This is a genomic window from Dyadobacter chenhuakuii (assembly GCF_023821985.2).
GTDB classification, from domain to species: Bacteria; Bacteroidota; Bacteroidia; order Cytophagales; family Spirosomataceae; genus Dyadobacter; species Dyadobacter chenhuakuii.
This window is the reverse complement of the sequence record NZ_CP098805.1, coordinates 1,048,109-1,061,618: the sequence shown is the minus strand read 5'-3', so window position 1 is coordinate 1,061,618 and position 13,510 is coordinate 1,048,109. Positions and strand designations below refer to the sequence as shown.

Annotated in this window: 8 protein-coding genes; 2 read left to right on the top strand and 6 right to left on the bottom strand. The window is 48.1% G+C overall.

Annotation, left to right across the window (positions count from 1 at the left end):
- Positions 1-18: 18 nt before the first annotated feature.
- Positions 19-2,769, bottom strand: a complete 2,751-nt coding sequence (locus NFI80_RS04415) for an alpha-d-galacturonidase (RefSeq protein ID WP_235164760.1) — start codon at positions 2,767-2,769, stop codon at positions 19-21.
- Positions 2,766-4,202 carry an alpha-L-fucosidase gene (locus tag NFI80_RS04410; RefSeq protein WP_235164761.1) on the bottom strand — a complete coding sequence of 479 codons (1,437 nt, stop codon included), beginning with the start codon at positions 4,200-4,202 and terminating at the stop codon, positions 2,766-2,768. Before NFI80_RS04410 ends, NFI80_RS04415 begins: the two co-directional genes overlap by 4 nt.
- 3 nt (positions 4,203-4,205) lie before the next feature.
- On the opposite strand from NFI80_RS04410, the gene NFI80_RS04405 reads away from it, so the two are divergent.
- The gene (locus NFI80_RS04405; RefSeq protein ID WP_310587965.1) at positions 4,206-4,562 is read left to right on the top strand and encodes a type II toxin-antitoxin system HigB family toxin; all 357 of its coding nucleotides are present in this window, start codon (positions 4,206-4,208) and stop codon (positions 4,560-4,562) included.
- Positions 4,563-4,567: 5 nt separating this feature from the next.
- A complete protein-coding gene (locus tag NFI80_RS04400; protein ID WP_233797953.1) occupies positions 4,568-4,933 on the top strand; it encodes a helix-turn-helix domain-containing protein in 366 nt (121 codons plus the stop codon).
- A 6-nt stretch (positions 4,934-4,939) separates the two neighbouring features.
- Here NFI80_RS04400 and NFI80_RS04395 read toward each other — a convergent pair whose 3' ends face one another.
- The 4 genes from NFI80_RS04395 to NFI80_RS04380 all read right to left on the bottom strand — a co-directional run bounded on the left by NFI80_RS04395 (position 4,940) and on the right by NFI80_RS04380 (position 13,474).
- Complete coding sequence (locus NFI80_RS04395; RefSeq protein WP_235164762.1) at positions 4,940-6,967, bottom strand: aceric acid hydrolase; 2,028 nt, start codon at positions 6,965-6,967, stop codon at positions 4,940-4,942.
- Positions 6,968-6,985: 18 nt separating this feature from the next.
- A complete protein-coding gene (locus tag NFI80_RS04390) occupies positions 6,986-8,842 on the bottom strand; it encodes an exo-alpha-sialidase (protein ID WP_235164763.1) in 1,857 nt (618 codons plus the stop codon).
- A complete protein-coding gene (locus NFI80_RS04385) occupies positions 8,829-10,241 on the bottom strand; it encodes a RagB/SusD family nutrient uptake outer membrane protein (RefSeq protein WP_235164764.1) in 1,413 nt (470 codons plus the stop codon). The genes NFI80_RS04390 and NFI80_RS04385 overlap by 14 nt, the downstream gene beginning before the upstream one ends.
- Before the next feature lie 86 nt (positions 10,242-10,327).
- A complete protein-coding gene (locus NFI80_RS04380) occupies positions 10,328-13,474 on the bottom strand; it encodes a SusC/RagA family TonB-linked outer membrane protein (RefSeq protein ID WP_235164765.1) in 3,147 nt (1,048 codons plus the stop codon).
- Positions 13,475-13,510 lie beyond the last annotated feature (36 nt).

The following is a 13,510-nucleotide window of genomic DNA, read 5'->3' as shown; positions in this document are numbered from 1 at the left end:
GCTAACTTGTCGCTAATATTATTCAAACAGCCAGTCCAATGTGGTTGAAGCGTTTGCTTTTGCGTCGTTCTGCATTGCTTTTAAATCCTGGTTTGCCTCAATGAATCCGAGTACAAGAACCCTTCCCTGGCCTAAAATAAGTGTATTTTCTCCTGCTGGAAACCGGTAACTGTGCACATTCACTTCCGGCAGGTCCGATAGCTTTACAGCATTGGCAATGCGGACCTCAGCTTCGCCGCGATCATTCGCGCTGGCGTCGGTTTCAAGGTTGGGCGCTGCCAAAAACTTTTTGTCCTTATCCTGGAAATATCCTACCAGCACGTCAACCGGCTTGTCATTCGTGAACGTAATCCGCGTCTGCTTACTTTCCCGATCCTGCGCTGAAAACTGAATTCCCTGCAACGGCTGCAAAGCTTGCGCTATTCCGGAAATTTTGGTGGCGCGATCTGAGAAGACTTTCTGGCCGGTTTCCCAGCTGATCCGTTTCAGACTTTTGTCTTTTAATGTAACGTCAGCGACTTGGAGCATTGCTTGTGCTGCCGCTGCGACATTTGCACCAGCGCGTAACTTTGAAACATTGCCCTTAAAATGTTCCAATTCCTGTTGGTAGTAGGGCAGCAATTCCACCCACGTTTTATTTTTGCCATCGTCCCCGCCCACCGGTACGCGTCGCTGGGCAGTTTGCATGCTGTTGGCATACAAATAGGTATTTTTAGTCAGATCAGCGAGCCGTTGGAAATGTACTACACTATTTTCCAGGTATGGAATCGCGTTTTCAAGATCATTAATATTATTGGAATTTTGATATTTCAAAACCGACGCTGCTGCTTTCACTTTTTCAGCAAAGAAATCGGCTAGCGCCTGATTACAATACATGTCATTTTGTACGCGTGCGAACTCTTCCTTGTTTTTACTCACATGCGGCGCTGCTTTTTCAATGGCCGCAACGGCTAACTTTCCGTGCTCCGCCACTTCGTCAATGATCTGCACCGGCGTTTCCCCCACGTGCTTTTCGCCACGCGATTCCTTTCGGACATATTCCGTAAGCGTTTCACCCTCAGGTCCGTCGGAATTATAAAGCTCCGCCCATACCCTGTATTTTTTGGGGTTAACCAGCTGGCTCATGGTCATGCCTAATGTGAGCGTCTGCCGGTTTCCGTTTGTGATCCCAAACCTCCGCAATAACTTTGGCGCGATTTCGCCTGCCTGCTCATAGGCTTCCAACACCTCTTTTCCGTGATTATTTATGCCAAAATCATCACCCAATTGTTTGGTCCAATAGACAATTTCCTCATTCCGGCCGCGGCGGCAATTCCATGCGTAACGTGCCCAGGCTTTGTACCAAACCCAATCACGATCCATTTGAAGCTGGCGTGGTGTAACATTGTCCGCTGAAAAAGGCCAGTCCCAATAGGATGCTTCGGGATACAAATGCAGTCCGTTGGCACCGTGAACGTCGTGCATCGCCTGGACACTTTTTTGAATAAAATCCGCAGAACCATACCGAAATGGCTCTAAATTGGCCAAAATGTGCACATTATCAATGTGTGTAGAACCCAGCTCGCTCATTTCCCGGTGCATTTTCGCCCATGGCCCGCGGGGCTGGTAAGTCGTTAAAGCCTCGCCGTTGTATTTATTCATCGTGTACAGATTTTTGTAAAGCGGCAGTGCGGCTTTCATCACGAGCTGCGGGTTCGTGTCATGCCCGCGAAGGACAATCGGTGGTTGGATTGCGTGCTGTGACAAACCTTCCTTTACACCTGGAATAATGGTTTTTGTAAACCATTCCACGTCCGTATCATCTCCGTCCATGGCCTCGCCAAGCGTAATGAGCAAGCCAACATTCGGATACTTTTCAACAAAAGCGGCGATGGATTTTCGGGTGTAGTCGGCGATTAGAGGGGTGATCGGACGCTTTCTGTCCTGCGTTTTGATCCCGTGCTTATCGGCAAATGGTTTCGAAACAATGATATTGTAAAACATCTGGATCACCCAAATCCCACGCTTGTCGGCCTCCTGGGTGAGAAAGCTGAAAATCTCTTCATTTTTACGAAATGTCTCGTCGTCCACCTCAACCGCGTAGGGATAATCTTTGAGCTTAACCAATGAAGCAAAAGGATGCCCATTCCAAAGATAAAGGGAGTTCATCCGGTTCTCGACGAGCATATCCAGATACTTGATCCATAGTGCCTTATCATAGAACCAGGGGAAATTCTCAGGCGTGTAAGGATATTCATACACCGTGCGACCAGGAAGATAAACGGGCTTTTGAATGCCGATGCAAGTCCCGCGCAGCACCATTTCGGGTTGGTCAGAAATCGCCAGGTTCTCCGGAATCTTGCCTTCATTTTTTATCCGCTCAGCCAGTTCCAGACAGGCATACAAAGCACCCGACGCGTCGGAACCAGAAAGGATCACTTTGCTGCCCGACGATAAAATTTGAAAGCCTTCCTTACCCGGACTTTTTGCGGGAGTCTTAGGCAAATCCTTCATGATCATTTCCATTAACTCATCGCTGGAAATGCCAATGAAAATAGTTTTCACTTTGCCCGAAGGCGGCATTTTGGGAGATTTCGGCAACATGGTCACTGCAAAGCCATTCTGTTTGAGCGCTTCGGATAGTTTCATGGCACCAAACGCTATGCGGTTGCTGACCGGACCGGCCAGATAAATGTTGATCTTTTTACTGCCTGCATCACCGGATTTGACTTGCGCCAGCGATGCAAATGCAAACAAAAACAACCCGAGCATTAAACTATACTTTTTCATTCCGTTTCAATTTTGAAGACATAAGCGAGGTCAGAGGGAATCCTGGTTTTTGCAGGGACAGTGAGTGTCAATCCGCTGGCAGATAGTGTGCTTTCGCATTTCACCAGATTTTTCAGGCCCAGCAGATGTACGCTTTTCAGTTTCCCGTTAACGCTTTGTGAGCTGAGGTTTTTGAGTTTGACAGCCACATTATCACCCGGCCAGTCCAGAAAAATGGCATAAATGGTCTTTCCTTTTTGAGTATAATAAACCTTTTGATTTGCGGCCGTGGTTTCGCCAAAAACACTGAATGGCCGGGTGTCATAAATTGCCTCGCCAAACGACCACATCCAGCGCCCTACCTTATAAACCACTTCTTTCTGGTCGTCCGGAAATGTGCCGTCAGCCTTAGGTGAGAGGTTCAAAAGCATTTGCCCATTCTTGCTGACCACTTCAATCAATGTATGAATAATCTCTTTGGGCTGGCGGATCTCCATGCCTTCGGTGTAGCCCCAGGAGTAAGAGAGGCCCGTTCCGATGGAATAATCGCATAGCCAGGGCTTTGCTATGATGTTTTTGGGATTTGAATTTTCATGGTCTTCCATGCCAACGCCGGCGGGAATATCTTCGCCCTTATATGTCACAATTACGTCCTGCTTGCGTTTTTCCGCTTCGTTAAAATAATGTGCAAGATACGTTTGCAGGTTTTTTTCAGGCACTTGTTCGAGCCAGGCGTCGTGGTAAATCACGTCGGGATGGTATTTGTCGATAAGCTCCTTGCATTTGTCCATCCACATCTGGTCCCATTCCTGCTTCTTCATGGTCGAACCATAGAGCTTCGCATACTTCAGATCCGAACCTGCCCAGCCGGGTTTCATTTTTACATTGGTGTAATTCAGTTCGTGGTGCAGGGAGGTGAAAAACTTCATCCCCCGCTGTCGGATCGCCTTTTCCAGCTCACCCACAACATCCCTTTTCGGCCCCATATCCTTCGCGTTGAAAGGCGTAAGGTCACTGTCCCACATCGCAAAACCATCGTGATGCTCGGCAACCGGGCCGGCAAACCGTGCACCGCCTTTCACAAACAGGTCCGCCCACTCATTCGCATTGAAATGCTCGCCCTTGAACATTGGAATGAAGTCGTGATAATCGAACTTTTCCAAAGGCCCGTAAAGGGCTAGATGCCGCTTATAAGTCCCCAGCTTCGAATAATCCGGGCTGTCGTTATGCATATGCTGAATGTAATGCTCATTATTATAAGCCGGCACCGCATACACGCCCCAATGACAATAAATCCCAAACTTCGCATCCCGCATCCAGTCCGGAACTTCATTATGATTTTCAAGTGACTGCCAGTCGGGCTGGAAAGTTTGCTGAGCCTGAACCCGATGGCAGAGCAAAACGATTAACAAGGAGTAAAATGGAAGCCTAATGTCCGATCCGAATAATTTCATATTTTGAAACAATGTTTTTATTTCGAAAACAATATTATAATTTTGGGAATATTTAATTTTGGCGTTTTGGTAATTGTTTCGCACAAGGCTATCAGGGAATTTTGCATCAAGAATCCGGCTTGGCAGCAGGCTCTGGAAAAGTGGTATAAAGAAACGGCCGCCTGCGATTGGTCAAATTTTAGCGATATCAAAAAGACATTTAACTCGGTTGATTCAGTTGGAAATGGGCTTTTTGTGTTCAACATTGCTGGTAACAATTGCCGGTTGGTAGCGAGGATATTTTTTAAGAAACGGACATTATTTATCCGGTTTGTTGGCACACACAAACAATATGATCACTTAGATATCTCAACATTATAAGCGTTATGAAAAAATTAAAAACCGAGCTTGAATATCAGCATGCTTTGCATGATCTTGATGTTCTGATGAAAAAAGGTGAAGACCATATCTCTGATCAGGAAGCCGAAATGATTGAGTCGCTTGCGCTGGCTATTCAAGCATTTGAAAAAACTTATTACCCTTTCCCTATTCCCAAAACCATCCCCGAAATGGTTGAATTAAAGCGCTTTCAGCTGAAATTGACACAGGCGGCGCTGGCGGATATGCTTGGGCTGGGGAAGCCTAAGCTTTCCCAGATCCTGAATGGCAAGCGCGAGCCGGACGTTCCTTTTTTGAAAGCCGTATACCAAAAACTGGGTGTTGACCCGGGCTTTCTGCTGGATAATGCCTAGCTGCTTTTACCGCGCCAGCGGCAGCCAGACCGACATATCATTGTGCCCGCGGTTGCCCCAGGCGTAATATGGGACCAGGCGGACGGGGATTGTTTTTGGTGTTTCTGTGGAAACTTCCCGGTATAGTTTTCTGGTCCAATCCGTTTTATCCACCAGCATGGCATCGCCTTGCAGGCTCATAACCGGGCTGTTTTCAATGGTTAATGGTGTCGGTTTTAAATTATTTTTTACACTGATGGCCACGTCGAAAATGGTTCTTCCTTTGGGCAAATCCACCGATTCCAGACAATACACAACCGGGCCGCGCTTCACGGCGATCTGGTTGCGTGTTTCCTCCACCAATGGGTTTGATTCGATCAGTTTTACAGGCATAGGAAGCATTATTTCGATCTTGTCGCCTGCTTTCCAATTGCCTTTGATTTCTGCGTAAGTTCCTGAAACCAGCCTGCTGTTGTGCGCTTTTCCGTTTACCAATATCTTCGCATTGCTGCACCAGCCGGGAATGCGGAAAGACATGGTAAACGGGTCTTTGGGTGCTGCTTGCAAAGTTATATTCACCTTTCCGTCCCAGGGATAATCCGTGGTCTGGGTCAGCTTTAATGCACCCGATTTGAGTTTTGTATCCAGATTATTGCCTCCATACAGATTAAAAAACACACCTGCATCCGACAGGCTGTAAGCATACTGGCTCACTTCTGAAACGGTGCGCACAACGTTAGGCGGGCAGCAATTGGATTTTGAGATATAACTCACCCGATCCTTCGACCAGCGTTGCGCAAAAGGAAGCGAATCGGAATAGCTTAATGGATTGGTATACAAAAATTTATCCCCCTTCAAATTAATGCCTGACAACACACTGTTGTATAAGGCGAGCTCTACAATGTCCGCGTATTTTGCATCGCCCGTGATTTGCAGCATCCGCCAGTTCCAGAGCACATTGCCAATGTTCGCGCAGGTTTCGTTGTGGGCGGTGTAGTTGGGAAGCTGGTAATCCCGGCCGTAAGCCTGATGCACTTTTTGAACCTCGTCGGGCTTATAGGAAGTTCCGTCCGGGGAGACGCCGTCGTAAAGCGAGCCACAGGCGCCGGTAACATACATTTTATGCTGGGTAACATCGTCCCACATGACGTGAAGCTGTTTCAGCAGCGCGGCGTCACCTGTCTCGGCATACACATCTGCTACGCCTGCATACAGGTAATTGGCACGCACGGCGTGACCCATGACTTTGGTTTGTTTCAAAAACGGGATCCGGTCCTGGTTGTCATCGGTGCCTTCGGTTGCGCCTTTGATGGAGATCAGATGCTTGACCAATGTCAGGTATTTTTCATCTCGCGTTGTGCGGTAGAGCTCCGATAAACCCATGTAATGTGACGGGCAAATGGCGTTTCTGGATTGCTCGGGCGTGGCCGTGTTATAAAAACCAATTAAAAAATCGGCTGCTTTTTTAGCAACATTCAACAATGACGTTTTTCCGGTTGCGCGGTAATGTACGCAGGCGGCGGTCATCAGGTGGCCAAAATTGTAGGCTTCAAAACTGAGCCTGTCGGCGAACATTTGAGCTTCGCCGCTCTTCTTTTGATCTATAATCGCTTTGGTATAAATATAGCCATCCTCACGCTGGGCCTTGGCCATAACGGCGATGGCCTTGTCCATCATTTCATCCAGCTTTTTGTCCTTTGTAGCCGCATACATGCTCGCGACGGCTTCAAATGTCTTGTAAAAGTCACCATCATGGAAAGAAGGCCCTTTGAAGTTCCCTTTTTCCAAGCCTGCCGCAATTTCAAAGTTGCGGAAAGAATGGCTGATAGTCGGATCGGTGTAGGTTTTCCAAAGTTCGGGGACCATGGTTTCGCGGCAAACTTTGAAGCGATCGGCCCAGAATCCTTGTGTCCATTGCACGGCGTTCAGGTCGGTGCCGTGGAGTTTGGCGAAGGAGCTTTTTGACGTGTTTACCAATGCATTATCCTGTGCGTAAAGCATTTGTGCAAGGAAAAATGCGGAAATCGTAGTGATTATTCTCTTATTTAAATTCATATCTCGTTCGTTGAGAAGTTATTCTGACTTGCTCGTTACATATCGGACGTTATAAGCCGCTTCCCGGTCTTTTCCGCCTGCATTGGGAAGGTCGTACATTTGATCTGTGGGCGTGTCGGCATTAGGGAATCGTCTGGTGTTTCCTGTCCGGAATGTGATGCGGCTCACGGATTCCAGCGGGGCAAAAAGAATGTTATTGCCTAGATTTTTGCCATTGACAGTCACGCTGTAAAGCCGCGTTTCCGTGTTGAGCCTTACCGTGATCTCGTATTTTTCACCCGGCTTATAGGTCATCAGATTTTTGTTCCTATAACCTGCTTTCGCCCTGAAATTACCCGTCGAATCAAAGGAAAGTCTGATCCCGGGTGTGCCTTTTGCATCCTGAAACTCAATACCCAGCAAACCGTGGTCATTTTGTTTTGGCTCAACAGCAATTTCAGCAGTCAGCTGTTTAGTAGCCGGTATTACGCGTTCTGCTTTGGCATAATCAAATGGATCTGAGTCTTTTAAGGACAGGAATTTGGTATTATCTGCACCTTTTTCAATGCCGACAGCGGCCCAAAGCGGACTATAAATGTTCCATTCCGAAAGTTCCTTTCCGTTTGGCAGCTCATTAAAGCGGTCTGTTGCGTGTTTCTCGGCCACGGACCTTACAGGCACAGGCACGGATGAGACCCAGATGTCTTCTTTGTTCATACTATAACTCACCCAAAGCTTTCCATCCGGCGGAATCCCGTTCGCTAGACCGCCGTCACCCTCACTGATGCCGCGCGGATATTGCGGGCCGTAAGATTTGTAATTGCCGCCATAACGCATGGACGTTATCTCGCCATTTACCAGGAGCAGATTTTTATAATTCAGTCCATCATCACTTACCGAAATGGCGAGCGGCCAGCGGAATTCGGATGGATTGTAAACCGTTGCATATTTGCCGTCGGAAGTTTTTTGCCCCCATATTTTAGCATTACTATTGACGAATCCTGGCGCACGCCTGGGCTTGTACAGCCAAGTGGCGCCATTGTCTTTGCTTATGCTGGTTAAGGCATTTTTCCAAAGGCCCACCACCCTGCCATCTGGCAAATGATAGGCACTAAGCGCTTTATACTCTCCTTTCAATGAGATCAAAGGATCATCGCGGTCGGCTTCCTCTACCCATTGCTGCGTTACGAGCTTATTAGCCAGCAACTCTTCGCATGCTTTGACAAACTCCTTATCCTTGCTTTCCGTATACAGCGGATAACCCGATTTTTGGTTCCAGGAAGCATTAGGCCGGATGAAGTAAATAGGCCCGAAACCGCTATCCTGCTTGATTTCCCGCACCACCCGGCCAATCCCGTTTCCATCATTGGGATCGTCCTTGGCATCCAGGGCAATGCCATAATAGGCAAGCGTCAGCAATTTTTTGCTTTTGGAAACATAAAAACCCATGCGCTGGTGCATGACTGCGTAAAGGTCTTTTGCCGTTCCGGGATGCGTCTTTTTCTTTGTCCCGTCGGGAATTTTATAGGGCGGAAAGAGCGTAACCGGTTTCGTCCAGATGAGGCCATCTTTTGAAGTCTGAAGTAATGTTTGCCCCGGCGGAATGTGCTCACCCACAGGATTGCTCAGGTAATTGAGATAAAATGTATTGTTCCAATAAACGAGATTGGGTGCATGATTATAAGTCCAGGTTATAGCCGTGTCCTTGCCCGGATCTTCGCGGTTAACCCGCAATGTCTGGTAGGAATGGACGCCGATCGCCGGCGTGAGCGCGCCATGGTGATAATCTACATTCACCAAAGTTTTACCCGTATAACGGACCGTGTCCTGCGCGTGCGAAAGCTGCACGCACAGGACTGCCACCAATGTTGTTATTTTCAGTTTAATATCCGGCATTCTGTGTTATTCTAGAGTTCTGATCGCGGACAATGTTCGGGATCGGCAATAGTAATTTAGGTTCGGAAACATTCTTTCCTTTGGCGGTCAGGACCGGAATCGCGCGGTTTGTTCTCTTTAAATCAAACCATCTGTGAAATTCGAAAGCAAGCTCCATTCTGCGCTCGTGTTCCAGTGCCAGCGCCACGGTGTTGTATTTGGCAGGATAACCCGCTGTTCCGTAAAGCGGTAATGCTGCCCTTTTACGAACTTCATTGAGATAGGAAACTTCCCCCGTTGCTTCTGTCAGCATCAACAGGACATCCGCATAACGCAGCACGATAAAGTTGTTGTTGGCTGCAATGTTCTGATTGATAAGCGGTGCCGTTTTATCTGTCCATTTTTTGGGAAATTTCGCAGCCGTAAAAGCACCTTTGGCATCCACAAAACCGGTATCAATGCTGGCTTCCCTGCGGGAATCGCCTTTTTCATATTCGTTCCAGATGTCGTCAACGACCTGGTTCATGCCCGCTCCGTAAAAGCCCAGTGCGATCGAATTGGGGAAGAATTCGAGATAGTAATTGCTGTAAGGGTTCGTCGCGCTGCCTCCCAGGAACTGGATTTCGAAGATGGATTCTTTGGTATTCTTATTTTTTACGTCCCAAAGCGAAGCATAGGAAGGCAACAGCTCATATTGTTTGCTGTCGTAAACCTCTTTCAGCTCTTTCGCCGCATTGGCCTTATCACCGGCTGTGAGGTATATTTTGCCTAAAAGCGTTTGCGCAGCGCCTTTGGTTGCCCTGCCCACAATGCTGGAAGTGGCGGGTAATTTTGTTTTGGCTTCGTTCAGGTCTTTGATGATCTGCGCATAAATTTCTGTCGATGGAGAACGCAAAATGCTGTAAGCTTCCGCAGCAGTTACCGGCTTGGTTACTAGCGGCACATCACCCCAGATCCGCACCATATTGAAATAGTATAGCGAACGCAGAAACAGCATCTCACCTTGCACCTGCGACTTGTAAGCGGCGTCAATATCGGCCGTAGCAATCTTGTCCAGGATAATGTTAATGTTGTAAAGCGACTTGTAGAAATCCTGCCAGAACTGATAAACCATTGTGTTCGCAGGAGCCAGTGAATAATCCCGGAACTGCCATTTGTCGGCCTGGTTGCCTGAAATGTTAAAGATCGTAACATTGTCGCCCATCAATTCACCGGCGTAGGAAACCGGACCCTGCGGATGATAAACGGTTACCAAAGTGTTGTAAGCCGCATTGGTAGCGAGGTCAAAATCGGTTCTGGTTTTATAGAAGATCTCGGCGTTCGGGTTTGAGATCGGTGCAAGTTCCAGGAAGGAGTCTTTGCATCCCCACGTGGTGGCCAATATGCTGGCGGCCAGGGCTATTTTTAGTATATTTTTCATTTTTGTTTCTAATGTTTTGGGTTTGCCACGAATGCGCCGCAACAGCAGCCGCGAATTGATTCGTTAGTTTCTGATGCTATGCTGCATTAGAAATCAGCTTTGATGCCTACAGTAATGGTTCTTGGCAATGGATAAGATCCGTAATCCACGCCCTGGAATGCTCCCGGAACAGGCGCATTTCCGCTGCTGTACGAGCCTGCTGTTTCCATGCTGCTGCTATATGACGTCGTTCCGTAAGTCGTATTTTCTGGGTCGTAACCTGTGTATTTGCTGAATAAATGCACGTTTTCGGCATTCACGTAGACCCTGGCACTGCCGATTTTGAGCTTGTTGGTCCATTTGGCAGGCAATGAATAGGAAACCCGCACATTGCGCAACCGTACGAAAGATGCATCTTCCACCCAGTAGGACGAGAATTGCTTTTGAAGACCCAGATAATTTACCGACGGCTTGAAATGTTTGCCATCGCCAGGCTGGGCTTCCGAACGCCAGTAATTGTACATGCTTTCAAAGAAATTACGGCCATTGTCCCAGGTGCCCAGATAGCGCACATTGTTGTTGGCAATCTCTCCGCCAAACGATCCCTGAAACAAAAACGAAAGCTCAAAACCCTTATAACCAACCGTATTGGTGATCCCGGCCGTGAAATCGGGCTGGTAGTTGCCCAATATCGTCCGGTCCGCATCTGAGATTTTCCCATCTCCGTTCACGTCGCGCACCCTTGGGTCGCCGGGTGTGGTGCTGGCGTGGTGCGGGTAAGCATCAATTTCGCCCTGGTTGTTGAAAACACCATCAAAAACATATCCGTAAAAATTCGAAACAGGCTGCCCTACTTCCGTGCGGACGGTTACCACATTATCCACATACTGGATCGGCGCATTGCCCGGGCCCAGTTGCAGCACTTTATTGCGGTTTCTGGACACGTTGAAATCGGTTGTCCAGGTAACGGCACCTGCCAGGTTTTTGGTGGAAATGTTTAGTTCAACACCCCGGTTGCGCATCTTGCCAATGTTTGTGAGCTGAGAAGAAAAGCCGGTAATGTCGGGAACAGGCACGAAAAGGAGCATATCACGGGTGATCGAATTGTAATATTCTGCCGATAGGTTTACCCGGTTGTTAAATATAGCCAGGTCGACGCCCACATTGAACTGGTTTGTCTTTTCCCAGCGCAGTCCGGAGTTGGCCAGGTTACTCACTTTCAAACCATTCGCAATCGTTGTGCCGTTCACATAAGGAGCCGATGCCAGCAAGCTGATCGATCCGTAATTAGGGATCTGGTTGTTACCGGTCACGCCGTAGCTGGCGCGGAGTTTCAGACTGTTGATCGCATTCACGCCTGATAAAAAGCTCTCGTCAGAAATGAGCCAACCTGCTGATACAGAAGGAAAGTAACCCCATTTATTGTCTTCTCCAAAACGCGACATACCATCGCGACGGATCGCACCTGTCAGGAAATATTTGTTCTTAAAATTATATTGCACCCGCGCGAGATACGAAAGCAACGACCATTCGCTCGCCGTGGTGTTCCCGGCTGTGACCGTTCCCGCATTGAGCGTGTGAACCAGGTCATTAGGGAAATTATTGGCAGCCACATACATGGTCTCGTCACGCTGTTTCTGGCTTGTATAACCCAGAAGTCCCGTTAATGCATGCTCTCCGATCTTTTTCTCATAGGTTAATGTGTTTTCGCTCAGCCAGTTGAACATATAAGCGTCTCCTGCATTGCCTTGCGCTGCCAGCACCGCCGAGTAACCGTATTTTTGTTTATCATTCCAATAAAATGCATTGCGCGAGTTGTAAAGGTTACCGCTAAGGCTCGTCCTGAATCTCAGATTATCCACGATCTCATATTCCAGAAAGCCCGTTGCCAGCGTATTGAACGACTTTCTGGACTTATCCACTTCCCTTGTAAGTGAGTAAGGATGCCATAAATTCATGTCACCGAATGAGGTGAACCGGAACCAGGCTGAATTGGGATCACGGAACCCCAGGTTGCCATTTTCATTGTAAACCGGAAAATGCGGGTTGCTTTGTAAACCCAGACTGATGACATCGCTTTTCCCCTGCGTGCCTTCCGTGCGGTCAAAAATAGAGGTGATACCCAGATTGAGTCCGACACTTAACCGCTTGTTGATCTGCGTTTTAACATTAGATCTTACGGACAGGCGTTTGTAATAGTTTGCATCCAAAACAGCCGTTTGATCCAGGTAAGCGGCCGAAAACATGTATTGCGTTTTTTCCGTGCCGCCGGAAATCGTCACTTGCGCATTATACGACGGCGCTGTGCGGAACATGACATCCTGCCAGTTGGTGCCCTTTCCGAATTGCTGCGGATTATTTGTAAAGTCTTCCGGTATTTTTAATGTTGCGGGACGCAAACTGTTCGGGTCGCTGGCCTTTCCGCCCTGCGCTATCCACGCATTGTTTTTTGCATCTTTATAGGTTTCAATGTATTGCTGTGCGTCCATCATTTTCACGCGACGGACTACTTTTTGCGATCCGTACTCCACGTTGGCGCTAACGCTTACTTTTCCCGGCTTGCCCATTTTGGTCGTAACCAAAATCACCCCGCTGGAACCTCTCGAACCATAAATCGCGGCCGAAGAAGCATCTTTCAAAACCTCGATCGACTCGATGTCCTGTGGGTTAATGAGGTTCAGATTGAAGTTTTCAAGCGGAACGCCGTCCACGACGATCAGCGGGTTTGTGCCGGCTGTAATAGAGCTGACCCCACGGATCTTGATCACCGGCGAAGCGCCCGGCGCGCCTTGCGATTGGGAAATGTTAACCCCCGGCAAGGTTCCGGCAAGCGACTGCGTCACATTGCTGAAAGAGCGGTCTTTGAATTTGTCGTAATTAATAGAAATCACTGCCCCGGTAACAGCGCGCTTGCTTTGCGATCCATAACCGACCACCACCATTTCTTCCAATGATTTGCTTTCTGAATTCAGCTTTACCGAAATCTCCGTGCGGCTTCCAACTGTCTCTTCAACAGACTGATAACCAACGAAACTGAAAACCAGCACTGTTTCCTGACTCGGCACCTCGATCTGGAATTTTCCATCCGCGCCCGTTGTCGTTCCCCGCTGCGTCCCCTTGATCACAACACTCACACCCGGTAAAGGGTCCGTGTCATTAACGCCTGTCACGCTGCCTTTTACAGCGAGACTCTGCGCATTCACCACCGGCACAGCCAGTATCAATGCCAGGATGATTGGTAAGGTTCTCTTCATATGTGGTTTTTCTTTTACTTTCTTTTTTATTCTATT